The organism is Glutamicibacter endophyticus, from assembly GCF_048457885.1.
GTDB classification, from domain to species: Bacteria; Actinomycetota; Actinomycetes; order Actinomycetales; family Micrococcaceae; genus Glutamicibacter; species Glutamicibacter endophyticus.
Genome location: NZ_CP174200.1, coordinates 68,237 through 92,216, shown reverse-complemented (window position 1 = coordinate 92,216; position 23,980 = coordinate 68,237). Strand labels below are relative to the sequence as shown.

Sequence of the window (23,980 nt, the reverse complement as noted above, 5' to 3'; positions counted from 1 at the left end):
TTACCTTCCCAGGATCAGACTCATGGCTTCGGCACGGGTGGCCGATTCTCGCAATTGACCGCGCACCGCACTGGTGACGGTCTTCGCGCCGGGCTTGCGCACCCCGCGCATGGACATGCACATATGTTCGCATTCGACGACCACGATGGCGCCGGAGGCGCTGAGGTGTTCCATCAGCGCATCGACAATCTGCGTGGTCAAGCGTTCTTGCACCTGCGGGCGACGGGCGTACACCTCGACGAGGCGAGCCAGCTTGCTCAACCCGGTGACCTTGCCACCCTTGCCCGGAATGTAGCCAATGTGGGCGGTTCCGTAGAAGGGCACCAAATGGTGCTCGCAGGTGGAGTAGAACGGAATGTCCTTGACCAGCACCATTTCGTCATGGCCGATATCGAAGGTCGTCGACAGGTGTTCGGCCGGTTCCTGGTGGAGCCCGGCGAAGAACTCCGCATAGGCCTTGGCGACCCGGCTCGGGGTCTCGGTCAGCCCTTCACGATCCGGGTCTTCACCAATGGCCAGCAGGATTTCGCGCACGGCTGCTGCGATGCGCGGCTGGTCGATAGTCATCTCTTGCTCTGTACTCACGGCTTCGATCCTAGTCGGTCGACTGCGCCGCGCGCTCCTTCGGGCTTAACACCGGGCCTTCTGGGTGCACCGGACGCTGATCATTGGACAACCACACCTCACGCTTATCGCGCTTGACTAGGTCGGAGAAGATTTCTTCGATCTCCTTCTGGTTCAACGTTTCACGTTCAAGAAGTGCCAGTGCGAGGCGATCGAGCACGTGACGGTTGGTGGTCAACGCCCAGTAGGCGTCGTCATGCGCCTGCTCGATCAGTTGCCGCACCTCGGTATCGACCAGATGTGCCATCTCGTCCGAGTATTCGCGCGAGCCAGCCTGCCCATACATCGGGTCGCCACTGGCCGAGGAGAGGCGCACTGCGCCGACCTTCTCGCTCATGCCGTATTCGGTGACCATCTTGCGGGCGGTGGCGGTGGCCTTCTCGATATCGTTCGAGGCACCGGTGGAGGGGTCGTGGAAGACGATCTCCTCGGCCACACGGCCACCCATGGCGTAGGCCATCTGGTCCTGGAGTTCGTTGCGCGTCACCGAATACTTGTCGGATTCGGGCACCACCATGGTGTAACCCAGCGCGCGGCCGCGCGGCAGGATGGTGATCTTGGTGACCGGCGCGGTCTGGTTCATGGCCGCGGCCACCAGCGCGTGACCGCCTTCGTGGTACGCGGTGACCTTCCGCTCGTGCTCATCCATCAGTCGGGTGCGCTTCTGCGGGCCAGCCATCACGCGGTCGATCGCCTCATCCAGGGCACGGTCATCGATCAGGTTGGCGTTGGAGCGTGCGGTCAGCAGCGCGGCCTCGTTCAGCACGTTGGCCAGGTCGGCACCCGTGTAGCCCGGGGTCTTCTTGGCCACCGCGTTCAGGTCCACGGAGGCATCCACCGGCTTGCCCTTGACGTGTACCTTCAGAATGTCTTCGCGACCCTTGAGGTCCGGTGCTTCCACCGGAATCTGACGGTCGAAACGACCCGGTCGCAGCAGGGCCGGATCCAGTACGTCGGGGCGGTTGGTCGCCGCGATGAGGATGACGTTGGTGGTGGCGTCGAAGCCATCCATCTCCACGAGCAGCTGGTTCAGTGTCTGCTCGCGCTCATCGTTACCGCCGCCAATGCCGGCGCCACGGTGACGTCCCACCGCGTCGATCTCGTCGACGAAGATAATCGCCGGGGAGTTGTTCTTGGCCTGTTCGAAGAGGTCACGCACGCGCGAGGCACCGACGCCGACGAACATTTCGACGAAGTCCGAACCGGAAATCGAGTAGAACGGCACCTGCGCCTCGCCGGCCACGGCCTTGGCCAGCAGGGTTTTACCGGTACCGGGAGGGCCGTAGAGCAGCACACCCTTGGGGATCTTGGCGCCCACGGCCTGGAACTTGGCCGGCTCGCGGAGGAATTCCTTGATTTCGTGCAGCTCTTCGACGGCCTCGTCGGCGCCGGCCACGTCGGTGAAGGTCACCTGCGGCATATCCTTGGTGATCAGCTTGGCCTTGGACTTGCCAAACTGCATCACCTTCGAGCCGCCGCCCTGCGAACGGGCGAGAATGAACCAGAAAATACCGGCGATCAGCAGGAAGGGGATGATGACCCCGAGCATCGACAGGAACCAATTGTTCTGTACCGGCTGATCCGTGTACTTGTTCAACTTGGCGCCGTTGATGGCGTCGATCACTTGATCGGCGCGAGCCACGGAGTAGTAGAAGGAGACGCGCTTACCCTTGTCGACGCCGTCGACATTGAGCGAATCGCGCAGCAACAGATCGACGCGCTGGTCCGCATCGAACACGCGCGCCTCGGTAACGTTGCCGCTGGTCAGCTGGTTCATACCCACGGAGGTGTCGACTCGGGCGGCGCCCGGGTTGAAGAGCATCGGCAGGAAGATCAACAGTGCGGCCACACCCAACATGACCCACACGATCCAGCTATTAAAAAATTTCTTGGTCTTCATTGATCCGGAGGGCCCCGTACCTCCGCATCCCCCTCACGCAATCATCAGACGTCCGGGCAACGCCACCTTTTGACAGCTTCAACGCCCGTGGGGCGCGAAAAGTTCCCTACTGGTAAATATGTGGGGCGAGCACGCCAACGCAATCGAGGTTGCGGTACTTCTCGGCCCAGTCCAGGCCGTAACCAACCACGAACTTGTTCGGGATGTCCATGCCGACGTACTTCACGTCGATTTCTACCTTGGCCGCCTCGGGCTTGCGTAGCAGCGCGCAAATTTCGACGCTGGCCGGGCCACGCGACTCGAGGTTGGACTTCAACCAGGACAGGGTCAGCCCGGAGTCTATAATGTCCTCGACGATCAGCACATGCTTGCCCATCAGGTCCGAGTCCAGGTCCTTGAGAATGCGCACCACGCCGGAGGACTGAGTACCCGAACCATAGGAGGACACCGCCATCCAGTCCATGGTTACGTGCGAGTTCAGTGCGCGGGCCAGGTCAGCCATGACCATGACGGCGCCTTTGAGGACGCCCACCACGAGGATGTCGCGGCCCTCGTAGTCCTTGTCGATCTGCGCGGCCAGTTCCTCGATGCGGGACTGGATTTCTTCCTTGGTGTAAAGCACGGAGGCCAGATCGGCGTTGACTGCGTTCGAATCCACGAGCGTTCTCCCGTTGAAATAGTGGTGCGGTACTCCACTAGAGTGCCACATTATCTCCACGCATGTTTAGCCGCCCTCGGTGAAAACAATCACCGGACCTCGACGCCAGGCGCTGATCCCGCCTTCGAGTTGCACCGGACCGGCCGAACGGGAGGCTCGGACCCCCACACCGGCCAGGCCGGCGAGCGCCGCGGTGCGCTCGTGCCCGAGGTTGCGTGCACCGGCGTGCACCGCGGCCAGCCGTAGCACCCGGGTCCCCACCGCCAGCGGTAACTGGCGTAGCTGCTTGAGGTCGATCCCCTCGCTGCGGGTCAGTCGCGCGAATTCGGTCTGGGCCCACTCTTCGAGGGCCTCGGCGTCGGCGGCGGCCAACTCGGCGGTGCGGACCAGCGCGGAGCGGATCCCGGGGCCCAGCGAACGTTCCAGGGCTGGTAGCACCTCGTGCCGTACCGCATTGCGCCGATATCCGGTGTCCGCGTTGCTCGGGTCCACCCAGAAGTCCAGGCCCGCGCGCCGACAGATCTGTTCGGTCTCGGCGCGACTCAGCCCGAGCAGTGGGCGCGCGTAGGGGCCGCGGCGTTCGGGCATGCCGGCCAGGGAGCGTGTCCCGGAGCCGCGTAACAGGCCCAGCAGCACCTGCTCGGCCTGATCATCACGGGTGTGTCCGAGCAATAGATGCGCCGCCCCGCTTTCGCTGAGCGCGTTATCGAAGGCCGCGTAGCGGGCCGTGCGGGCCGCCGCCTCACTGGGCGCGCTGTGCACCGCCACCGTAGAGACCGGGTCCAGCCCCAGACTCCGGCACTGCTCGGCGGCCCGGGCACTGACCTCGGCGCTGCCCGCCTGGAGCCCATGGTCGACGATGACCGCGCCGGCCTGGAGTTTGCCGGCGGCTACCAGTTCGCTCGCCGCTACCGCTAACGCCAGTGAGTCCGCTCCGCCGGAGACCCCGAGTAGCGCCGGTTCACCGGCGCAAAGCCGGGCGATGGCCGAGCGCGCCCGATCCAGCGGGCGGCTCATGACATGCGCTCGACCCAGCGCTGTGGATCGTCGAGCTCCGCGGCATTCGGGAAGTTTTCGCGGGCCGCGAAGATCCGGTTGAACCCCTCGTAGCCCATCTCGTCCACCGCATGACGCACGAATTTTGCACCACGCTCATATTGTCGGGCCTTCGCATCTAGGCCCAGGAGCTTACCGATCCACGTCGCCAGCGGCGAACGGTTCTGCCCACGCGCGGCAAAGCGACGGCGGATTGTCTTGATGCTGCCAATGGTGGTTACGTCGTTCATGACCACCATGGCGTGCCCCTCGAGCACCGACATAATGCAGGTGAGTTCCCCGACCTCCGAGGAGATCTGCTTGGCCTTCTCGGCCAGCTGCGCCATCGAATGCGTTCCGGAGCCGATGCCCTCGAACACCTGCTCCAGCGCCTCGGTGAATACCGACTGGATCCATGGGGCGTGTTCGAACTGCAGCCGGTGGGTCTGCTCATGGGTCGCCACCCACAGGTAGAAGTCCCGCGCGTTGAGGTTCAGCTCGCCGCGGATCTGCGTGATGGTCGGGGCGTTGAGCAGCAGGCGTGGGCCGCTGAAGGGGTCGAATTGCCCTAGCACGCGCGTGCTGAGCACGGAGATCACCGCCCCGACCTCGGCCCCGGCGATCACCGGCAACGCCGGTGGGACCTTGGGCAATTGCGGCAGCATGGCCTGAATATTCTGGCTCATCGCCGTGGCCCAGCCGGCCCGGTCGACCACCAGGGTCTGCGCCTGACCAGTGGATTGCAGCCGGGAGATCTCTTCGGCGTGCTGCAACCCGGTCTGCGCGGCCTCACGCAAGTCGGCGACGATCTGCGCGGCCTCGGTGGCGCTCACCTTGGGGCCCGCGGGAATCAGCCCCTTGGCGGTTCTCAGTGCCAGCTCCCAGTCGATCCACTGCGTCATAGCTACTCCTTAGGGTCGGCAGCCGCAGGCATGTATCGCCCTTACGGCTTGGTCGATGGTCTGCTTATGCGGTGCCAGGGCTCCGTCGGGATGTGCGGCGAAAATACTAAAGGCCAGCAAGCGCCCGTCGGCGGTCAGGGTCATTCCGGTCAGCGTAGCAACCCCAGCCAGTGAGCCGGTCTTCGCACGCACCTGCCCCTGCGAGGCGTCGTCGGTAAAGCGCTGGCGCAAGGTGCCGTTATAGCCGCCAACCGGCAGCGAATACACCAATTCACGCAGCTCCGGCTTTGGGCTAACGGCCGCCGCACGCAACAACGCGGTGAGCGCGGCCGGGGAAATCTTGTTCTTGGCCGCTAGTCCACTGGCGTCGACGAGGCTAAGCTCGCTGGCCCCATGGGCGGCAGCGACCGCCTGCACGGCGGCTCCGGCCTGGGCTGGGTCCATTCCGCGTTCGACGGCCACAAGCCGGCCCATGGTTTCGGTCAGATAGTTATCCGAAACCAACAGCATGTAGTTGATTTGTTCGCGCAAGGGCGCGGAGAGCACTCGAGCGATTTCCTCACCGCCCTGGCGGGCCCCACGTTCCCCGCGGTGGACCTTCACTTTGAGCTGTGCGGCGAAACTGTCCAGCACCCGAGCGGCGGCATCCTGCGAATAGGCCGATCGTGTGTTCTCGGTGGCGCGGCCCGCGTAGAGCGCAATGGGATACACCGGGGCAATGTTGTTCGAGGTGAACAGGGATTTATCCCAATCCTTATTGGTGTGCGCGGTGCCGAAGAGCGAGTCGTCTAAGACCAGCTCCACCTCGCCGATTCCACGGTCGGCAAGCACCTGATCTACCTGTTCGGCTAGGGTCTGCAATCCGGCGTAACCCTTAGGATGCGCCGGATCGGAGACGCCGGCACCTAATAGGACATCGCCGCCGCCGTGCAAGACCAGGGTTTTGCCCTCGAGCGTCACGGTGGTCGCAAGTTGGCGCTGTCCGCCCAGGGTGTCCAAGGCGGCGATCGCGGTAGCCACCTTCAGGCTGGAGGCTGGAGTTCCGGGCTGTTCGCCGTTCCGGTTGTACAGCACCTCACCGCTGGGAACATCCACCACCTGCGCGGTGAATGAGGTTTTGTCGGGCTTGGTTGCCAAGATGGCGTCGAGTTGCGCGGTGAGCAGCGCTTGATCCGGTTTCGGAGCCTGCGGGTCCAGGTCTTTGACCTGCGTGCTCGGCGTGTCGGGAAGGGCTGCGCTGGCCGCGGTAAACGCGCCGGCCGGCTCTCCGGTGAACATGCGGGGCGTCAGGACCATGGCCGTGATCATGGCAATTAGCGCCACGACGGCCGCCAACAGTGTTAACGCCCGTTCAACGGCAGTGTTCATGGGTCCCTTTCAGCGCCCGGCGGGCAACGCGGAGTACGAATCAGCGATAATCTTAACGACGGATACCCCTAAGACTAGTAGAGGAGTGCGCTTAGATGAGCCACGACGTCACCATCGAGATCCCCACCGGATCGCGCGTCAAGTACGAGATCGATCACGAAACCCACCGCCTGCGCCTGGACCGTGTGCTGTTCACTCCGATGCAGTACCCGACTCACTACGGCTACTTCGATAACACCCTGGGCGAGGACGGCGATCCGCTGGACGCCATGGTGTACATCCCGGGTGTGGACCTGATTCCGGGTGTTGTCGTGGAGGCCCGCCCGATCGGCGTATTCAACATGACCGACGATGGCGGTGGAGATGCCAAGCTACTCTGCGTTCCGGCCGATAAGCGCTTCGACCACATCAAGGAACTCGAGGATATCGACGAGTGGCTGATCAAGGAGATCGAGCACTTCTTCACCCGTTACAAGGATCTTGAGCCGGGCAAGTGGGTCAAGGCCGAGGGCTGGGAAGGCCGCGAGGCTGCCGAGGCAGAGCTGGCCCGCTCCATCGAGCGTTTCAAGGGCTAAGGACAAAATTCAGGGCGACACCCAAACGGGTGTCGCCCTGAATTATTTAAGCGGCCAATAGCCTCAGTGAGAATCCACCAGCGGCAGATCCGAGGTGCCTTGTTGCTCGCGCAGGGCCGCCAGCTGCGCCACGCGGCCGCGGCAACCGTACCAACCCCAGATCATGAGGGGAACGAGCAAGACCACCGTGGCGACGATAGTCCAGGTGCCGATCGGGTTATCGAAAGCCATCAGCACCAGGACCAGCGCGAGGAATCCGAGCACGACCCACCCGGTGACCATCCCTCCGGGCAACCGGTAATCCGGACGCTGCGCCAGACCGCGGCGTGCCAGCCACACGAGTTTCATTTGGCACATCACGATCATGGCCCAGGAGCCGATAATGCCCACCGAGGCCAGATTCAAGACGATGAGGAAGGCCTGTTCGGGGACCAGCGCGTTGAGCACGACGCCCAGCAGGGAGACCGCCGAGGTAATCAGGATGCCACCGTAGGGCACGCCCTGATTGGTCATCTTCGAGGCAAAGGCCGGTGCGGAGCCGGCCATGGCCATTGAGCGCAGAATACGTCCCGTGGAATACATGCCGGCGTTCAGCGAGCTCATCGCAGCGGTCAACACGACCAGGTTCATGATGATGTCGGTGCCCTCAATGCCCGTGCTGGCGAAGAAGGTAACGAAGGGCGATTCATCGGCCTTGTATGCGGTGAAAGGCAACAGCAGGCACAGCAGGACCAGCGATCCGACATAGAAGACGCCGATACGCAGCAGCACGGTGTTGACCGCGCGCGGGATCAACTTGCGCGCGTCCTTGGTCTCACCGGCCGTGGTGCCGATCAGCTCGATGGCGGCGTAGGCAAAGATCACGCCCTGCACGGCGATCAGCCCGGGTAGCAGGCCGGTGGGGAAAATCCCGCCGTTGTCGGTGATCAGCGAGAAACCAACCTGTTGGCCCTCGACCGGGGTGCCGAAGATGACCATCCAGATGCCCACCACGAGGAAGGCGACCAGGGTGCCCACCTTAATGACCGAGAACCAGAATTCCATCTCGCCGAAAAGCTTGACCGAGACGAGGTTCAACACGGTCACCAGAAGTAACGCGATGAGCGTATAGGCCCACTGCGGGATCGCGGCGAAAACCGCGGAGTACGTTCCGAAAAAGTCCATATAGAGGGCCACCGCCGTGACATCGACAACGGCGGTCATCACCCAGTTCATCCAGTACAGCCAGCCGGATGCATAGGCAGCCTTTTCACCGAAGAATTCGCGGGCGTAGGAGACGAACGACCCACTGGCCGGCCGATACACCACGAGCTCGCCCAGGGCGCGAAGGATGGCATAGGCGGCGATACCGCACACGATGTAGGTGATGATGATCGACGGTCCGGCGGTGCGCAGCGCCCCGCCGGCGCCCATGAACAGTCCGGTACCGATGGCACCGCCAATCGCGATCATCTGGATCTGCCGGGCGCTGAGCCCGTGCTGGTAGCCGCGGTCTTCACCGGTCTGCCAGGCAGACGGACGTGCGGGCTGCGTCCGTTCTCGTGGGCTGAAGTCATTCATGGGGTGCGGGCCTTTCCTTCGGATCGTGGTGATGCGAGTCACTGAATGGTCAGCAGTCAGCCTAGGTGAAATGTATGTGGTTCATTTTGTAGCTTTCCCCTAAACTCAACTCATGAGTTCATGGAATTCACCAAGCGCTTCCCACGATGACGCCGGTGCGCCGGTTACCGTCACCGACCTCATCGCCGCCCTGGGTCATGACAATGTGCAACTGCTGAACCCGCAAACCACTGGTCACCCGGTGGTTACCGGCACCGAGTTCGCCGACACCTCGGCACCGCTGGGCACCGATCCGGGCATGCTCTTCTATATCGCCTCGGCCCACTCCCTAGGATTTAGCGTCGGTGGCGGGCTCGATAACATGTTGCAGCGCGCCGCAGCAGCCAACGCCAGCGCCGTGGGACTCAAGGCGCCGCCCCAAGACATCCCCACGCTAGCCATGCTCGGCGAACGCGCCGGAGTGCCGATCCTCCTGTTGGCAGACTCCATTCCGTGGCGGTACCTAGATGCGATGATCTCTGGCGCGCTAGGGGAACGCGATTGGCAGGGCCGGCCCATGGGACACGGCAGCGGCTCACTGCACGATCTGGTCAACTCATTAGCCAGTCACTTCGGCGGGGCGGTCTCCATCGAGGATCTCGGGCGGGCCATAGTGGCCTACTCCACGCACCCGGGCCAATTGATCGACCCGTTGCGCACCGAAGGCATCCTGAGCCGCCAGGCCACGGATTCACCCCATAACAATGCGCGCTACCGGGAAGTTCTGCGCGCCGACGGACCACTGTGCTTCCCGGGCGATGGAAACCAGCTACCCCGCACGGCCATTGCCGTGCGCTCCGGCACCATTAATCTGGGCAGCATCTGGGTGATCCGCACCAATGACTCACCGCTAGATGACGAGGACCATCGGGCACTGAGCGCCGCCGCGGTCTCCGCCGCGGGATTGATCATGGAGTCCACACGGCGCAGCACCGAAAGTAACCGCACCCGCAGCGAAGCCATCCGCAAGTTGCTGAGCACCGAGGCATTGAGTTCGGCGGAACTCGACGAATTACGTATCCAGCCCGGCACACCCCTACGCCTACTGGCCTTCGAGGTGCTCTCGGCCGCCGTGCCACCACTGATCATCGACCAGATTCGGGCCCTGCTCAGCCGCACCTTTACCGCCATGCTGGGCGCCACCACCATCATCACCGCCGGACACAGGTTCTATGCCCTTTGCCAACCGTGCGATCATCAGTTACCGGCCCGTCTGGCCAGGATGGCCGTCGATCAGGTGCACGCGGCCGTTGGGCAGAACCTCAGCGCGGCCCTGGGCTCACCGGTGGCCGATATCGCGGATTTCGCCACGGCCCGCGCGGAGATCGATGAGATTCTCGACGCCCACCTGGCCACCGAACAGGAACCGGTGGTCAGTGCCGAGTCAGCCCGCCCCACCTTAATGCTGCGAGCCATCGAACGCACCCTGGCCGACACGTCGTGGCTCCGCAGTGAACCAATCGAGTCGCTCCTGGAGCACGACAACCGGCAGGGCACGGACTTCGCGCGCAATGTCTTGGCCTGGCTGCGCGCCAATGGCAACTATGCCCAGGCCGCGCGGGATCTGAACGTGCACGAGAACACCGTGCGCTACCGGCTTCGCCGCGCCGCGGAGCAATTCAACCTGCAGCTCGAGAACCCGGAGCAGCGGCTAATGGCGTGGACCCAGCTTCAGGTGGTGGCCCTCCACAAGGACTTGTAGGAATCCACGAAAGCATCCGCCACTCACCGCGCGATCCAACAACTTTAGACCGTGACCGCGCTGGCACAATGATCTGGTCATCAGGCCGCCCGAGGCTCTCGGGCCACAGTTCAGGAGTGGTTGAGTGAAGCTCGAATTCCCCATCATGATCGTGTCCAATCAGGCTGGGCAGTCGAATGCCGGGTCTGCCGCATTGGCCGAGCTCTCGGAGTCGCTAACCGCCCTCGATCTCGAGGTAGTGCATGTTCCCAGTGCTCATGAGGGCACCATCAGCTCGATGACCAGCCGCGTCTCGGCCGTGATCGTGTCGGACGACGAGCCACAGCCACTGGTGGACGCCGTGCGCGAACGCAATGAGCACCTGCCGATCTTTCTCTTCGGCGAGCGCCTGACCGCACGCGTGATCCCTTCCGAGGTGTTGCGCAATGTGCACGGGTTCATCAACGCCTACGAGGACACCTCGGAGTTCGTCGCGCGTTCCATCGCCCGCGAAGCCGCGAACTACGTGGCACAGCTGGCTCCACCGTTCTTCTCCGCACTGATGCGTTACGCCAACGACGGCGCCTACTCCTGGCACTGCCCGGGGCACTCCGGCGGCACGGCCTTCCTCAAGAGCCCCACCGGCACGCTTTTCCACCAGTTCTTCGGCGAGAATCTGTTGCGCTCGGATGTCTGCAACGCCGTGGAAGAACTCGGACAGCTGCTGGATCACACCGGCCCGGTCGCCGAGTCGGAAAAGCGGGCGGCCCGCACCTTTAACGCCGATCACCTGTATTTCGTCACCAACGGCACCTCCACCTCCAACAAGATCGTGTGGAACTCGATGGTCGGCGCCGGCGATATTGTGATCGTGGATCGCAACTGCCACAAATCGGTATTGCATGCGATCATCCTCACCGGGGCCATCCCGATCTTCCTGACCCCGACCCGCAACCTCGCCGGCATTATCGGCCCCATTCCGCGCAGTGAATTCACCGCCGAGACCATTCAGGCGAAGATCGATGCCAACCCGTTCATCACGGATAAGACGCGCAAGCCCAAGATCCTGACGATCACACAGAGCACCTACGACGGCATCATCTACAACGCCGAAGAGATCAAGCACGCCATGGATGGCCGTGTCGAGGCCCTGCACTTCGATGAGGCCTGGCTGCCCCATGCCGGTTTCCACGAGCTGTACTCCGGTATGCATGCCATTGGGAAGGATCGTCCGCGCGCCAAGGACACCATGGTCTACGCGACCCAGTCCACCCACAAATTGCTGGCCGGCCTCTCGCAGGCCTCGCAGGTTCTGGTGCAGGAACCCGAGGCCCGTGAGCTGGACCAGACGGTGTTCAACGAGTCCTTCCTGATGCACACCTCGACCAGCCCGCAGTACGCGATCATCGCCAGTTGCGACGTCTCGGCGGCCATGATGGAAGGCCGCGGCGGGCACGCCCTGGTCGAGGAGGCCATCACCGAGGCCATGGAGTTCCGTCGCGCGATCATTCGCATCCGCGAGGAACAGGATTGGTGGTTCGACGTGTGGGGGCCGGACACCCCGGCCCGCGAAGGGCTGGCCGCCCGCGAAGAATGGGAGCTAAACGGGGAACAGTCCTGGCATGGTTTCGAGACCGTCGACGACGGCTTCACCATGCTCGATCCCATCAAGGTCACGGTGATGACCCCGGGCCTGGACGTCAACGGCGTGTACTCGGAAACCGGTATTCCGGCGAACATCCTCTCGCACTACTTGGCCGAAAACGGCATCGTGGTGGAAAAGACCGGGCTGTACTCGTTCTTCATCCTGTTCACCATCGGCATCACCAAGGGCCGCTGGAACACCATGATTTCCGAGCTGCATCGCTTCAAGGAAGCCTATGACGCGAACCTGCCGCTGGGGCGGGCCATGCCGAAGTTCGCCGCCGAGAACCCTCACTACGCGGTCACCGGCCTGCGCGATCTGTGCCAGCGCATCCACGAGGAATACCGCGCCCACGACGTAGCCCGGTTGACCACGGAAATTTACACCTCGCCGGTACAGGCCGAGATGACTCCGACCGATGCCTGGACGGCCATGACCGCGGGCGAGGTCGAGCACGTGCCCTTGGATCGTCTCGAAGGCAGGATCACCGCGGTGCTGCTGACCCCCTACCCGCCGGGCATCCCGCTGCTGGTCCCGGGCGAACGGATCAACTCCACCATCATGGGCTACCTGCGCTTCGAAGAGCAGTTCAATGCGAAATTCCCGGGATTCGAAACGCTCACCCACGGGATGACCGAGGCCTCCGGTTCACAGCCGCGCACCGTGGTCTGCATCCGCTAGGTGGCCCGCGGCGGTAGCCAACAGCCGCCTATAGTTGAGGTGATGGGTGGCATTGCCTTAGCTGCCGCCGCGGATCGACCCCCTGGAGTACGCGCGATGATCGCACACCTCGACCTGCCGGTAGACCTGCCGAAGAATGAGCTGCGGCTACGCCGCGCGGTAAGCGAAGATCTCGACGCACTTCTGCGGTTGCTCTCCGACGATCCGATCAGCGCGGCGCGCGGTGACGCGAAGGATCGTATGGAGCGTGCCGCCTACGCGGCGGCGCTGGAGGAAATCATCGACGACCCGGCCAACGACCAGCTGGTGGTGGAGCACCACGGCGAATTGGTGGCCATGATGCAGGTGACACGCACCCCGGGGCTGGCCCGGGGTGGTTCCTGCCGGCTAACCCTCGAGGCGGTCCGGGTCGCCTCTCACCACCGCTCACTGGGCATCGGCACGCAACTGATGCGCTGGGCCATCGATGTGGCCGCCGTGGCTTGCGGCGCTTCGTTGGTCCAGTTGACCTCCGATGCCGCTCGCACCGATGCGCACCGGTTCTACACGCGGTTAGGCTTCACCGCCTCGCATACCGGGTTCAAATACCGCGTCTAGGGCAGCCCCACCACGTCTTCCAGCGACGCGGGCTGTTCGGGTTCCAGCGTTTCGACGTCCTTGAGCTTCCGCTCCAGCACGCGGGTACGCGTCCCGGCCTCGGAGACCGTGTTCTGGGCGGTGGCCAATTGCTTGCTCAACTTGTCCCACACATCGCCGTACTTGCGGAATTCCGCCTTGGCGGCGGCCAATACCTGCCACACCTCGCTGGTGCGCTTTTCGATGGCCAGCGTGCGGAATCCCATCTGCAGGCTGTTGAGCAGCGACATGAGCGTCGTCGGCCCGGTGATCAGCACCCGATGGCCGTTTTGCAGGCGACTGGCCAGCCCGGAGCGCCCAACCACCTCGGCAAAGAGTCCCTCGGTCGGCAGGTACATGATGGCAAAATCCGTGCTGTACGGAGGGGCGACGTACTTACCGGAGATCAACTTGGCCTGTTCCAGAATGGCCCGCTCCAGCGCATTGCCGGCCGCTTGAACGCTGGCCTTATCTCCCGCGTCGCGAGCATCGAGCAACCGCTCATAGTCTTCCTGCGGGAACTTTGAATCAATGGGCAGCAGCACTTCCTGCTCATGCCCCGGCAGCACCACCGCAAATTCCACGCGTTCGCTGCTTCCGGGCACGATCTGCACATTCTGCCGGTATTGCTCGCTGGTCAGCACGTCGGCCAGCTGGCGCTCCAATTGCACTTCACCCCAGGTGCCGCGCGACTTTACGTTGGTCAGCACGCGCTTGAGCCCGCCGACGTCCTCGGCCAGGGAGCGCATCTCCCCCAGCCCCTGCTGCACCTGCTCCAAACGCTGGCTGACCAACCCGAAGGACTCTCCCAGCCGCTTCTCCAAGGTGCCCTGCAGCTTTTCGTCGACGGTTTCCCGCATCTTCTCCAGCTTGCTCTCGTTGGATTGACGCAGCTTTTCCAGCTCGGCGGCGAGCACCTTTTGTAGCTCGCGCTGCGCCGCGGCGCTTTCGCGCAGCGAACGATCCACCGATTCGCGGATCCGCTCGAGCCGCAGGTCATTGCTTTCACTCACGCGCTGCATCGACTGATGGAGTTCGCTGCGTTGCCCGCCGAGGTCCTGGCGCAGCTCGGCATTGCCCAACCGCACGGAATCTTGAATGCGCTGAGCCAAGCCGGGACCACCCGCCGCGCGTAGCATCCACAGCGCAAAGGCGGAGATTGCGAGATTGACTAGTATCAGGACCACAAGTAGCGCGTCCATCGTTCACTTCCTAACGGTTCGTTTCTGCCTGCGGCAGTTATATCCCGACGAACCGACATAATGGGTGCATGCGCATACTTGTCACCGGCTTCGAGCCCTTTGGCCAAGACACCGAGAACGCCAGCTGGGAGGCGGTGCGTCGACTCCCGGCGCGCATCGGCGCCCATGAGATCGTCACCGGGTTGCTACCGGTGTCCTTCGGCCGGGTCGAAGCGGCACTCGACGAGCTCATCGTCTCCAGCGCGGCGGAGGCCGTGGTGGCGGTGGGCGAGGCGGGTGGACGCACCGCCATCACCCCGGAACTCTGGGGCGTCAACGAGCAGGATGCGCGGATTGCGGATAACGACGGGGCCCAACCGCGTGCGACGGCCATCGACGACGGACCAGCCCGCAGGGGCGCGGGCCTCGATGTCCGCGCCATGGTCAACGCCTTGCAGCAGGCGGGCTTCGCCGCCGAGCTCTCCGAAGATGCCGGGCGCTTCCTCTGCAACCAGGTGGCCTACCTGGTGGCCGAGGCACCCGGAGCCTTTATCCACGTGCCCGCGGTGCGCACCAGCGGCATGGCCACCGTGGGCGCCGAAACCGATTCCGCGCCGCGGAACACCGGGCACGGCGGATACACCTTCGAACGGCTCAGCGACGGCTTACGGACAGTCCTCGGCGCCCTTTAGCCGGACGTCTTAGGCCACCGCATGCCAGGCCTCGACGATCCGCGGCAGCACCGCCGCCAAATCCTCCCGCGGCAGGGCATAGGGCAGCCGCAGCCAGGTTTCCAGCCCGTGCCCGTCGACGGCAAAGGTCGATCCGGGGGCGAGCTGCACCCCGCGCACGGTGCGGCACAGCGCGCTGGAGCGCGGTGCCGGCAATTGGCACCAGAGGCTCAGCCCGCCGGAGGGTTTGCGCACCGTCCATTCGGGCAGCACCCGCGCCAGTTCGGCATGCAGCCAGTCCCGGTTGGCGCGCAGGTCGGCGCGTCCGTGTAGCGGCTGCCGCCGCTCGAGCATCGAGGCCAGCACGAGTTGGTCGAGTACCGGGGCGCCCAAATCGAGCACCATGCGGCCGGTGGCCAGGGCGCCGATCAACGGGCGAGGGGCGCGAATCCAGCCCATTCTGAGCCCACCCCAGTGGGATTTGCTGGCCGAACCCACGCTGACCAGCGAGGAGGAAAAGGCGGCCATGGGCAGCACGTCGGGTTCCTCATCCAGCCAGAGGTCGACGCAGGTTTCGTCGACGATTCCGACGGTGCCATGCGCCTCCAGTGCCCGGGCCCAACGTTCTCGTCCGGCATTATCCAGCAGCGTGCCCACCGGGTTGTGGAAGTCCGGCAGGCAGAGCATGGCCGCCGGCCGGGCCTCGCGGAGCAGGGCTTCGATTCCCGGTAGGTCCGTTCCTTCCGGGCCGATGGGCAGGGCTGCCAGACGCACCTTTTGGGCCTTGAGCGAGAGCACGGAGTTCGGGTAGCTGGGTGTCTCGGTGGCGGCCAAGGCCCCGCGGGAGAGGACGGTTCGGGCCACCGCGGCCACCCCCGCCAGCGACCCGGCGGTGACGATGATCTGGTCGGGGTCGGTGGGTAGCCCGCGATGCGTGTAGTAGTCGGCCAATGCCTGGCGCAGCACCGGAATACCCAGCGGAAAGTACCCCATCCCGGCGGTGTAGGCCGGTAATTGTTCCAGCGCGGCCGCGTAGTGCTCCATGATGCCCGGCGGGGCCGCCGGTGCGGCACAGCTCAAATCGGTGCGCGCGTTATTGCTCCCAAACCCGCCCAGCGGCAGCGGTTCACCGCCGCCGTCGACGAGCCCGCCGGGGACCTGCGCCACAGTTCCCGAACCGATCGCCGAGTCGGCGTAGCCTGCCTCGCGTAGCACCTGGTAGGCACGGGTGATCGTGGTGCGGCTAAGGCCCAGCGCGGAGACGAGGTCTCGTTCGCTGGGCAGCGTGGTGCCGTGCAGCACCCGCCCATTGGCGATCAGCGAGCGCAGCCCCGCGGATAACCAGCGGTAGGCGGGCACGCCATCTTCTCGGGCGCCGAGCATCCCAGCCAGCTGACCTGCAGTGATCCGCCTCATAAAGCCACAACCTTTAAATTGGCTATTTTTTACAAGGCCAATCTACTCCAGAGTTAACGCCATGACCATCACGAACCTGACCCCGCGCGAACAATTCGCCGCCGGTCGCCTGCCACTGCGCTTCACCGCCCTTTTCCTCGGCCTCACGCTCTACGCCCTGGCCATGGCCCTGCTGGTACGCGCCGGGCTCGGCGTCGACCCCTGGGATGTCTTTCACCTGGGCCTCGCCACCCGCCTGCCCCTGAGCCTGGGCACCCTGGTCATCCTCGTCGGCGTCGTCGTTCTGCTCTGCTGGATCCCGCTGCGCCAATGGCCCGGGATCGGCACAATCGCAAACACCCTATGGCTCGGCATCGCGCTGGACCTGTGGTTGCGCATCCTGCCCGAATTCCACGGCCTGGCCCTGCAACTTCTGGTCCTCCTCGGCGCCATCGCCATCAATGGCCTCGGTGGGGCGATGTACATCGGCAGCCACTTCGGACCAGGTCCGCGCGACGGACTGATGACCGGCATCGCCCTGCGCACCGGACTCTCGCTACGCCTGGTACGCACCGCGTTGGAAGTGTCGGTCCTCGCCATCGGCTGGCTCTTGGGAGGACCGGTGGGCCTAGGTACCGTGGCCTACGCCGTGCTCATCGGTCCCGCCACGCAATTCTTCTTCCGTTTCACCACAATTCGGCTCGCGAGCTAACCGATTGCGCAGACAAGCGCGGCAATCCGCGACATACTAAGGGCATGTTCATCCTTGCGCTGAGCCCCAAACCACGGTCGGTCACCGACGTCGCCGCGGCCACCGAGGCCCTCTGGGCCCAGCTCGACCGGGTCCCGACCCTCGCACCCTTCACGGCCCTGAGCGGGCAGCTGGTGCTCGGGGTGCCGCGCGATGCGTCGGCGGCCGTGGATGCGGTGCTGCGCTGTGCACGGTTGGACTTTTGCAATATCGGCTTGGGCGTCGGCAGTCTCTATGAACCGGTGCCACAGGATGCCGAACTGGTCGAGGGCAGGGCGCAACGCCGCGCGTTGGGCGCCCTGGAGGGTGCGGGGCATCGCGGCGGCCGCGTGCCCATCTGCGTTTCCACCGGCGATACCGAACGCGATAGCGAGCTCGAGGGCCTGTTGCGCCTACTTGGCGAGTCGGTGCGCAGCCGCACGAGCGCCGAATGGGCAGTTGTCGACCTGCTGACCCCGGGGGTGCGCGGCCAACAGCGCGCCATCGCCGAGGCGCTGGATATCACCCCGCAAGCGGTCTCGGCCGCCATCGTCCGCGCCGGATATGACGACGAAATGCGGGCGCGCGGCGGCGTGGAACGCCTTCTCGAGCTCGCCGATTCACAGTAGGCATCGGACCTCGCCAAACCGTCGGACTCGGGCCCTATCCTGAATACATGTTCGATAAAGAGTATCTCGCTCGAGAACAACTCGAACGAAAGATCAAGCCGTACCGGCGCCCTCAGCGCTGCGGCCACGCGGAGTTCAGCGACCTGGTCGCGGAGCTGAGTACGCGCATGGACTATCTGCTGGAAATGGGCGACGCCAAGGAATGCCTGCGCGCCATCCGTCAGCTCGAACGGGCCAAGGCCGCCTATTCGGCCCTGCAAACCAAACTCGCCTACAAACTCGAAAAGCGCACCGTCGAGGATCACGAATTTCGCGGTGTGCACCTAAACGACCAGGGCCGCGGCTGTGCCGCCTCGGTGGCCATAGCGCGCAGGCGCGGACAACACGGGGCGCGGCGTTACCTCGAAAACTGCCGCATGCTGGCCGAAGACCTACCGCGACTGGCGCAACGCTTTGAACGCGGCGACCTCTCCGAGGAGCAGGTCATGATCATCCTCGCCACGCTAGCCGACGTAGATGCCGAGCATCGCAGGGACTTCGACGCCTATTTAGCCTGTAGCCCGGAAATCTACGAGGGCGCCGGCACCAAGCGGCTTCAGGACCTGGTCCGCCAGTTCACCTGTTCCATCGACGCCGGAGCCCAAACCGATCGGCTCCACGAACGCGCTAAACGGCGTTATGTTCGTTTTCATGCCGATCAGGACGGCATCAGCATTTCCGGACGGTTGCCACTCGAAGATGGCGTCATGCTCGAAAAGTGCCTGCGTCGCCAGGCGCATGCCCTACGGCGCAAGGGCGACCCACGCACCCTCGAACAGCTTATGGCCGATCTACTGGTACGCCGCCCCATTTGCGGGGATGAAGCGGCCGGGCTCCCGTTGCCGATATTCATGGACCTCAAGGTCATCATGACCGATCGGGCGCTCTTTCAGGGGGATAGCGAACCGGCAAATCTGGAGGGCTACGGCGTCATCCCGGCCGAATATGCCAGAAATCTGGTGGCCACGCGGCGGCGGCAATATGCCCAGGATGGTGCGATCATCCCCGACCGCAGCGAGCTGGCACGTCGACTCAGTTCATTCCCCGAACTTCAACGGATCTACACCGCCCCGGGTAATAAGGAGCTGGTGGCGATGGATTCCAAGGCTCGGACCTTCCCCGATGGGCTCAAGGAACTCATCTGCGTTCGAGATCTACGCTGCCGCACCCCATACTGCAACAATCGGCCACAGCATCTGGACCACGTCTTCGAATGGTGGCTGGGCGGGGAAACAACCTTCAACAATGGTGATTGGCGGTGCGCCCACTGCAATTACGCGAAGGAAAGCCCCGGGTGGCGCGAACGAACGGTGCGCGACGGCCCGCACACCATCGAAATCACAACCCCGGCCGGCATTTCCTTCCGCTCCCTAGCCCCACCGGCCACCGGCCCGGAACTACGGTTGAGCGCCAAGGAATTTCAGCAGACGCTACAGGAGCCCTTCAAGGACTAGCGCCAGACCGTCATCGTCCACCCCGGCGGTAACCGCATCGGCCGCTTCCTTGACCTCGTCAGGGGCCTGACCCATGGCTACGCCGTGCCCGGCCCACTGCAACATCTCAATATCATTGCGCCCATCGCCGACCGCAAGGGTATGGCGGGAATCAAAACCGAGCGTGCCACGCAAACGCTCCAAACCGCTGGCTTTGGTGGTTCCCTCGGCGGCAATATCCAGCCAGGCGGTCCAACCCACAGAGTACGTCACGCCGGAGAGCCCCAGGCCGTGTACCGCCGTGCCGAAATCCTCGGCCGTGGCATCGGTGGAGAAAACCACCACGCGAACCGCACGGCTCTCCAGTAGCCGCTCAAATTCGACCACCTTGGTTTCGGCGCCAAAACTCGCATCCTGGAAGATATCGCTGGACAGGAAGGCTCCCGTTTCGGTTTCCACGGCATATTTGGCGGTGGGTAGATTACGGTGCAGCGCCGCCAGCACCAGAGACGGGTCAAAGACCTCACGGTGCGTGACCTCTACTTTGTCTCCGCTGACGCGGGCGAGCACGCCGCCGTTGCTGGCCACCAGATGGCCATGATCGATGCCGATCTCACGCATCACCGGCAGGGCGGCACCCAGTGAGCGGCCGGTCGAAACAACTACTTCGTGCCCCGCGGCGACGACCGCTCGGGCGGCCTCGCGCACCCTGTCGGTCATCCGCCCCTGGTGGTCGACGATGGTGCCATCCACGTCGAGGCAAATGAGTCGACGAACGTTATCTAGCCGGTCTTCGATGCCGGTTTTTGTCAATACAGTCATGAACTAAGTGAACCACCCACGACGAGGTTAATCGATGACCCACGGCACACCGTGACATGAACGCCTGATGAATTACCGCATCGTGAGCGGCGAATTAAAGCAAACGGGGCACCGAAATCGGCGCCCCGTAATGCATTGACGGTACGTGGTTAGGAGATGACTTCCAGACCACCCAAGTAAGGCTGCAGCGCCTTTGGCACGTTCACACTTCCGTCGGCGTTCTGGTGGTTTTCCAGAATGGCCACGATCCACCGGGTGGTGGCGAGCGTGCCATTCAAGGTAGCCACTGCACGGGTCTTGCCCGGCTTGCCGTCCACGATTTCGCGTTCGCGGATGTTCAAGCGGCGCGCCTGGAAGGTGGTGCAGTTCGAGGTCGACGTCAGTTCGCGGAAGGTCTGCTGCGTAGGCACCCAGGCCTCGCAGTCGAACTTACGGGCGGCACTCATGCCGAGGTCACCGGCGGCGGTGTCGATGACTCGGTACGGCAGCTCCATCTTCCCGAGCATTTCCTCTTCCCACCCCAGCAAGCGCTCATGCTCGGCCTCGGCCTCTTCTACGGTGGTGTAGATGAACATTTCGAGCTTGTTGAACTGGTGCACGCGAATGATGCCGCGGGTGTCCTTACCGGCGGCACCAGCCTCACGGCGGTAGCAGGAGGACCAACCGGCGTAACGCAACGCGCCGTCGGAGAGGTCCAGAATCTCGTCGGCATGGTAACCGGCCAGCGCCACCTCGGAGGTGCCGACCAGATACAGGTCATCGCGCTCGAGCTTGTAGATCTCGTCGTCGTGCGCGACGTCAAAACCGGTGCCCTGCATGGTCTCGGGACGGACCAGCGTAGGGGTGATCATCGGCGTAAAGCCATGCTGCAAGGCCAGGTCCAGCGCCATATTCATCATGGCGATTTCTAGGCGCGCGCCAATCCCCTTGAGGAAGTAGAAGCGCGATCCGGAAACTTTGGCGCCACGCTCCATGTCGATGGCACCCAGCTTGAGACCCAAGGTCAGGTGGTCCACCGGTTCGAAGCCCTCGGCCTCGAAATCGCGGATGGTTCCCACGGTTTTGAGCACGGCAAAGTCATCTTCGCCGCCGGCAGGAATGCCGTCGATAATCAAGTTCGGAATGGAACGCTGCAGTTGCAGGCAACGTTCGGCAGCCTCGTCGGCGGCGGCCTGTGCGGCCTTCACCTGCGCGGACAGTTCCTTGACTTCGGCCAGCAGCGCGGCTTTCTCCTCGCCCTTGGCCTTGCCGACCTTCTTGGAGAATGCGTTCTGTTCGGCACGCAGAGACTCGAAGGAGGCAATGGTTTCGCGGCGGGCTACGTCCGCTTCGAGCAGCTGGTCGATCAGCGTTTCATCGGCACCGCGGGCTCGCTGCGAGGCGCGGTACTTCTCGGGATTCTCGGTGAGCATTTTCAGGTCGATCACCCCTTAAGCGTAACAACGATGAGTAGGATGAGAGCATCATGCACACAAAGCGCGTAGTGATTATCAGTTCGGCCGCCGCTGCGGCCATTGCCGCAGGCGTCAGTTGGTTTTCCGTGCGCAAGCTTTCGCTGGCCAACCGACCCGCCACCGTTGAACCGCTCCACGCGGATCAAAGCGATGCAACCAAGGTTGCGTTGATCATTAATCCAGCCAAGTCAATGGCGGACGAAGCCATTCAGGCGGTCCGCCGCGTATGTTCCGAAGCTGGTTTGGAACCCCCGCTTATTCTCGAAACCACGCCCGATGACCCGGGGCAGGATGCGGCGCAGAAGGCGTTGGATGCCGGTTGCGACACCATCGTGGCCGCGGGCGGCGACGGCACCATCCGTGCGGCCGCCGAGGTCATCGAGCACAGCGAGGCGACGCTGGGGATCTTGCCACTGGGCACCGGCAATCTGCTGGCTCGCAATGTGGATATCCCCCTCGACGACCTGCACACCTGCGCGTTAATCGCGGTGCGCGGCAAGGTGCGCGGCATCGACGTCGGGCACATGAAGCTGAACCTACTGAACGGCGAGGTGACCGACCATGCGTTCCTGGTCATCGCCGGCGTGGGCACCGACGCGGACCTCTTTGATGAAACCGACGAAAAGCTCAAAGCCAAAGTTGGCTGGCTGGCCTATTCGGAGGCCGGGCTGCGCCAGCTACCGGGCCGCCGCAAGCGCGTTTCCTTCAAAATGTCCGACGAGGGGTGGCAGACGCGTAAGGTGCGCTCGGTGCTCTTCGCCAACTGCGGCAAGCTGCAGGGCATCGAGCTGGTGCCCGACGCCCGGATTGACGACGGCGTGCTCGATGCCGTGGTGCTCTCCCCGCGCTCCATGGCCGGGTGGACCTGGATCATGCTGAAAACGGTGTTCCGGGCGCGCAACAAGATCCCGGTGATGAGCATCTACCCCACCACCGCGGTTTCGCTACGCTGTGCCGAGCCGATGAACACCCAGATCGATGGGGATCCCACCGGTGAGGTCAACGAGCTCGAGGTCTGGGTGAATCATTCGGCGCTGCGCCTGCGCGCCCGGTAGCTACAGCCGTTCGCGCAGGCTGGCGACCCAGTCACGCGCCTGCACAAAGGCGGTGTCCGAGTTATGCGAGTCCACCGACGGCGCTTGGCCTTCGGCGGCCGGGTAGGAGCCTAGGAAGCGCAGGCTCGGGCACAACCGGTGTAGGCCGGTGAGCGCCGCGGCCACGCGTTCCTCGGCCAGGTGGCCTTCGACGTCCACGGAGAAGTAGTAGCGTCCCAGCCCTGCTCCGGTGGGGCGGGACTCGATGCGCGAGAGGTTGACCCCGCGCGCGGTGAACTGCTCCAGAATGCCCATCAGCGCACCGGGGCGGTCCTCGGTCAGCGGCAACACCAGCGTGGTCTTATCCACTCCGGTGGGTTCCGGGATCTCTCCGGGCCGGGTCACCAGGATAAAGCGGGTGACGGCCCCGGCGTTGTCCTCAATGCCCTCGGCGAGCACGCTCAGGTTGCGTTCGGCGGCCACCAGCGGCGAGCAGAAGGCCGCCTGATGATGCTGTTCGTCGTCCAAAAGCCCCATGGCTCCGGCCGCCGTGGAGGAGGCCGGCTCGAAAACCGCCTGCGGGATGTTTTCCTGTGCCCAGATGCGGCACTGTGCCCAGGCGTGCCCGTGCGTAGAGACTTTGTGGATCTGCTCCAGCGCGGTAATCCCGGGGCGCACGGCCAGCACGAAGGTAATCGGCACGAGCACCTCGCGCACGATCTGCAGACGCTGACCGCGTGAAATCGCATCGAGCGTGGCCGAAACTCCGCCCTCCACCGAGTTTTCGATGGGAACCATGGCGGCATCCGCCTCGCCCGAGCGCACCGCATCCAGCGCCGCATTGACGTTCGCTGCGGGCAGTCGCTCGGACTGATCGGCGCCCGGCACCTGAAGCAGGGCGGCCTCGGTGAAGGTGCCGGCGGGCCCTAGATAGGCATATTTCATCGAACGGTGGGTTCCTGTCCGTTCTCACTTTCCATCGGCAACCCGGCCTCAATCCAAGAATCCGAGCCACCGGCCACGTTAAAGGCGGTGTAGCCCAGCCCGGTCAGCCATGCCGCGGCCTGCGCGGAGCGGCCACCGGTACGGCAGATGACGTAGGTGTCGGTATCTGGGTCAAGCTCGGTGACGCGCTCGGGTAGCTGGGTCAACGGGATGTGCTTGGCACCGGTGGCGTGCCCGGCCTCCCATTCGAAGTCCTCGCGTACATCCAGGATCAGCGCGCCATTCGGTACCTGGGTCACCGTAACAGTCTCAAAATCGCTCATGGCTGGCGTTCCTCTCGCATTGGGTGTTTGCTGTTAAGACT

The 23,980-nt window shown here is 64.0% G+C and carries 22 protein-coding genes; 9 read left to right on the top strand and 13 right to left on the bottom strand.

Annotated features, from left to right (window positions below):
* The 6 genes from folE to ACJD00_RS00430 all read right to left on the bottom strand — a co-directional run bounded on the left by folE (position 1) and on the right by ACJD00_RS00430 (position 6,487).
* Positions 1-567 carry a GTP cyclohydrolase I FolE gene (gene folE / locus ACJD00_RS00455; protein ID WP_309410493.1) on the bottom strand — a complete coding sequence of 189 codons (567 nt, stop codon included), beginning with the start codon at positions 565-567 and terminating at the stop codon, positions 1-3.
* Positions 568-595: 28 nt separating this feature from the next.
* Positions 596-2,524, bottom strand: coding sequence for an ATP-dependent zinc metalloprotease FtsH (gene ftsH / locus ACJD00_RS00450; protein WP_309410247.1), 1,929 nt, complete (start codon positions 2,522-2,524; stop codon positions 596-598).
* A 106-nt stretch (positions 2,525-2,630) separates the two neighbouring features.
* Entirely contained in the window at positions 2,631-3,182 is a 552-nt protein-coding gene (gene hpt / locus ACJD00_RS00445) for a hypoxanthine phosphoribosyltransferase (protein ID WP_309410248.1), read from the bottom strand.
* 66 nt (positions 3,183-3,248) lie between these two features.
* The gene (gene tilS / locus ACJD00_RS00440; RefSeq protein ID WP_418908014.1) at positions 3,249-4,199 is read right to left on the bottom strand and encodes a tRNA lysidine(34) synthetase TilS; all 951 of its coding nucleotides are present in this window, start codon (positions 4,197-4,199) and stop codon (positions 3,249-3,251) included.
* Positions 4,196-5,119, bottom strand: coding sequence for a zinc-dependent metalloprotease (locus ACJD00_RS00435; RefSeq protein WP_418908013.1), 924 nt, complete (start codon positions 5,117-5,119; stop codon positions 4,196-4,198). The genes tilS and ACJD00_RS00435 overlap by 4 nt, the downstream gene beginning before the upstream one ends.
* Before the next feature lie 9 nt (positions 5,120-5,128).
* Positions 5,129-6,487: a D-alanyl-D-alanine carboxypeptidase/D-alanyl-D-alanine-endopeptidase gene (locus ACJD00_RS00430; RefSeq protein ID WP_418908012.1), complete on the bottom strand. Its 1,359-nt coding sequence runs from the start codon at positions 6,485-6,487 to the stop codon at positions 5,129-5,131.
* Between the two features lie 95 nt (positions 6,488-6,582).
* Here ACJD00_RS00430 and ACJD00_RS00425 point away from each other — a divergent pair, with 95 nt between their 5' ends.
* The gene (locus ACJD00_RS00425) at positions 6,583-7,062 is read left to right on the top strand and encodes an inorganic diphosphatase (protein ID WP_309410252.1); all 480 of its coding nucleotides are present in this window, start codon (positions 6,583-6,585) and stop codon (positions 7,060-7,062) included.
* Positions 7,063-7,125: 63 nt separating this feature from the next.
* Here ACJD00_RS00425 and ACJD00_RS00420 read toward each other — a convergent pair whose 3' ends face one another.
* On the bottom strand, positions 7,126-8,622 hold the full coding sequence (locus ACJD00_RS00420; protein WP_418908011.1) for an amino acid permease: 1,497 nt from the start codon (positions 8,620-8,622) through the stop codon (positions 7,126-7,128).
* Positions 8,623-8,734: 112 nt separating this feature from the next.
* Between ACJD00_RS00420 and ACJD00_RS00415 the strand changes: the two genes are divergently transcribed.
* The 3 genes from ACJD00_RS00415 to ACJD00_RS00405 all read left to right on the top strand — a co-directional run bounded on the left by ACJD00_RS00415 (position 8,735) and on the right by ACJD00_RS00405 (position 13,265).
* Positions 8,735-10,363: a PucR family transcriptional regulator gene (locus tag ACJD00_RS00415; RefSeq protein WP_418908010.1), complete on the top strand. Its 1,629-nt coding sequence runs from the start codon at positions 8,735-8,737 to the stop codon at positions 10,361-10,363.
* 124 nt (positions 10,364-10,487) lie between these two features.
* Positions 10,488-12,668 carry an Orn/Lys/Arg decarboxylase N-terminal domain-containing protein gene (locus ACJD00_RS00410; protein ID WP_418908009.1) on the top strand — a complete coding sequence of 727 codons (2,181 nt, stop codon included), beginning with the start codon at positions 10,488-10,490 and terminating at the stop codon, positions 12,666-12,668.
* A gap of 42 nt (positions 12,669-12,710) precedes the next feature.
* On the top strand, positions 12,711-13,265 hold the full coding sequence (locus ACJD00_RS00405; RefSeq protein ID WP_418908008.1) for a GNAT family N-acetyltransferase: 555 nt from the start codon (positions 12,711-12,713) through the stop codon (positions 13,263-13,265).
* Here the strand turns inward: ACJD00_RS00405 and rmuC are convergent.
* Positions 13,262-14,485 carry a DNA recombination protein RmuC gene (gene rmuC / locus ACJD00_RS00400; RefSeq protein ID WP_418908007.1) on the bottom strand — a complete coding sequence of 408 codons (1,224 nt, stop codon included), beginning with the start codon at positions 14,483-14,485 and terminating at the stop codon, positions 13,262-13,264. The two genes, ACJD00_RS00405 and rmuC, sit on opposite strands and share 4 nt — an antisense overlap.
* 68 nt (positions 14,486-14,553) lie before the next feature.
* Here rmuC and ACJD00_RS00395 point away from each other — a divergent pair, with 68 nt between their 5' ends.
* Positions 14,554-15,156: a pyroglutamyl-peptidase I gene (locus ACJD00_RS00395; RefSeq protein WP_418908006.1), complete on the top strand. Its 603-nt coding sequence runs from the start codon at positions 14,554-14,556 to the stop codon at positions 15,154-15,156.
* A gap of 9 nt (positions 15,157-15,165) precedes the next feature.
* Here ACJD00_RS00395 and ACJD00_RS00390 read toward each other — a convergent pair whose 3' ends face one another.
* Positions 15,166-16,551, bottom strand: coding sequence for a PLP-dependent aminotransferase family protein (locus ACJD00_RS00390; RefSeq protein WP_418908005.1), 1,386 nt, complete (start codon positions 16,549-16,551; stop codon positions 15,166-15,168).
* Positions 16,552-16,612: 61 nt separating this feature from the next.
* Between ACJD00_RS00390 and ACJD00_RS00385 the strand changes: the two genes are divergently transcribed.
* The 3 genes from ACJD00_RS00385 to ACJD00_RS00375 are packed head-to-tail and all read left to right on the top strand — an operon-like array spanning position 16,613 to position 19,382.
* Entirely contained in the window at positions 16,613-17,242 is a 630-nt protein-coding gene (locus tag ACJD00_RS00385; RefSeq protein WP_418908004.1) for a YczE/YyaS/YitT family protein, read from the top strand.
* 44 nt (positions 17,243-17,286) lie between these two features.
* A complete protein-coding gene (locus ACJD00_RS00380; RefSeq protein WP_309410264.1) occupies positions 17,287-17,889 on the top strand; it encodes a hypothetical protein in 603 nt (200 codons plus the stop codon).
* Between the two features lie 47 nt (positions 17,890-17,936).
* Positions 17,937-19,382, top strand: coding sequence for a DUF222 domain-containing protein (locus tag ACJD00_RS00375; RefSeq protein WP_418908003.1), 1,446 nt, complete (start codon positions 17,937-17,939; stop codon positions 19,380-19,382).
* Here the strand turns inward: ACJD00_RS00375 and ACJD00_RS00370 are convergent.
* Both ACJD00_RS00370 and serS read right to left on the bottom strand, forming a co-directional pair.
* Positions 19,359-20,183 (bottom strand): HAD family hydrolase, encoded by an 825-nt coding sequence (locus ACJD00_RS00370; protein ID WP_418908002.1) that lies wholly within the window; start codon positions 20,181-20,183, stop codon positions 19,359-19,361. The two genes, ACJD00_RS00375 and ACJD00_RS00370, sit on opposite strands and share 24 nt — an antisense overlap.
* A gap of 149 nt (positions 20,184-20,332) precedes the next feature.
* Positions 20,333-21,610 carry a serine--tRNA ligase gene (serS, locus tag ACJD00_RS00365; protein ID WP_309410267.1) on the bottom strand — a complete coding sequence of 426 codons (1,278 nt, stop codon included), beginning with the start codon at positions 21,608-21,610 and terminating at the stop codon, positions 20,333-20,335.
* Positions 21,611-21,648: 38 nt separating this feature from the next.
* On the opposite strand from serS, the gene ACJD00_RS00360 reads away from it, so the two are divergent.
* Positions 21,649-22,692 carry a diacylglycerol/lipid kinase family protein gene (locus ACJD00_RS00360; RefSeq protein WP_418908001.1) on the top strand — a complete coding sequence of 348 codons (1,044 nt, stop codon included), beginning with the start codon at positions 21,649-21,651 and terminating at the stop codon, positions 22,690-22,692.
* Here the strand turns inward: ACJD00_RS00360 and pheA are convergent, their stop codons facing one another.
* Positions 22,693-23,616: a prephenate dehydratase gene (gene pheA, locus ACJD00_RS00355; RefSeq protein WP_418908000.1), complete on the bottom strand. Its 924-nt coding sequence runs from the start codon at positions 23,614-23,616 to the stop codon at positions 22,693-22,695.
* Positions 23,613-23,939, bottom strand: coding sequence for a rhodanese-like domain-containing protein (locus ACJD00_RS00350; RefSeq protein WP_309410270.1), 327 nt, complete (start codon positions 23,937-23,939; stop codon positions 23,613-23,615). Before ACJD00_RS00350 ends, pheA begins: the two co-directional genes overlap by 4 nt.
* Positions 23,940-23,980: the final 41 nt, after the last annotated feature.

Excerpts from the sequence above, each read along its gene's own strand:
- folE (WP_309410493.1), bottom strand. The coding sequence starts at position 567 with ATGACTATCGACCAGCCGCGCATCGCAGCAGCCGTGCGCGAAATCCTG.
- ftsH (WP_309410247.1), bottom strand. The coding sequence starts at position 2,524 with ATGAAGACCAAGAAATTTTTTAATAGCTGGATCGTGTGGGTCATGTTG.
- tilS (WP_418908014.1), bottom strand. The coding sequence starts at position 4,199 with ATGAGCCGCCCGCTGGATCGGGCGCGCTCGGCCATCGCCCGGCTTTGC.
- ACJD00_RS00435 (WP_418908013.1), bottom strand. The coding sequence starts at position 5,119 with ATGACGCAGTGGATCGACTGGGAGCTGGCACTGAGAACCGCCAAGGGG.
- ACJD00_RS00430 (WP_418908012.1), bottom strand. The coding sequence starts at position 6,487 with ATGAACACTGCCGTTGAACGGGCGTTAACACTGTTGGCGGCCGTCGTG.
- ACJD00_RS00425 (WP_309410252.1), top strand. The coding sequence starts at position 6,583 with ATGAGCCACGACGTCACCATCGAGATCCCCACCGGATCGCGCGTCAAG.
- ACJD00_RS00420 (WP_418908011.1), bottom strand. The coding sequence starts at position 8,622 with ATGAATGACTTCAGCCCACGAGAACGGACGCAGCCCGCACGTCCGTCT.
- ACJD00_RS00415 (WP_418908010.1), top strand. The coding sequence starts at position 8,735 with ATGAGTTCATGGAATTCACCAAGCGCTTCCCACGATGACGCCGGTGCG.
- ACJD00_RS00405 (WP_418908008.1), top strand. The coding sequence starts at position 12,711 with ATGGGTGGCATTGCCTTAGCTGCCGCCGCGGATCGACCCCCTGGAGTA.
- rmuC (WP_418908007.1), bottom strand. The coding sequence starts at position 14,485 with ATGGACGCGCTACTTGTGGTCCTGATACTAGTCAATCTCGCAATCTCC.
- ACJD00_RS00395 (WP_418908006.1), top strand. The coding sequence starts at position 14,554 with ATGCGCATACTTGTCACCGGCTTCGAGCCCTTTGGCCAAGACACCGAG.
- ACJD00_RS00390 (WP_418908005.1), bottom strand. The coding sequence starts at position 16,551 with ATGAGGCGGATCACTGCAGGTCAGCTGGCTGGGATGCTCGGCGCCCGA.
- ACJD00_RS00385 (WP_418908004.1), top strand. The coding sequence starts at position 16,613 with ATGACCATCACGAACCTGACCCCGCGCGAACAATTCGCCGCCGGTCGC.
- ACJD00_RS00380 (WP_309410264.1), top strand. The coding sequence starts at position 17,287 with ATGTTCATCCTTGCGCTGAGCCCCAAACCACGGTCGGTCACCGACGTC.
- ACJD00_RS00375 (WP_418908003.1), top strand. The coding sequence starts at position 17,937 with ATGTTCGATAAAGAGTATCTCGCTCGAGAACAACTCGAACGAAAGATC.
- ACJD00_RS00370 (WP_418908002.1), bottom strand. The coding sequence starts at position 20,183 with ATGACTGTATTGACAAAAACCGGCATCGAAGACCGGCTAGATAACGTT.
- ACJD00_RS00360 (WP_418908001.1), top strand. The coding sequence starts at position 21,649 with ATGCACACAAAGCGCGTAGTGATTATCAGTTCGGCCGCCGCTGCGGCC.
- pheA (WP_418908000.1), bottom strand. The coding sequence starts at position 23,616 with ATGAAATATGCCTATCTAGGGCCCGCCGGCACCTTCACCGAGGCCGCC.
- ACJD00_RS00350 (WP_309410270.1), bottom strand. The coding sequence starts at position 23,939 with ATGAGCGATTTTGAGACTGTTACGGTGACCCAGGTACCGAATGGCGCG.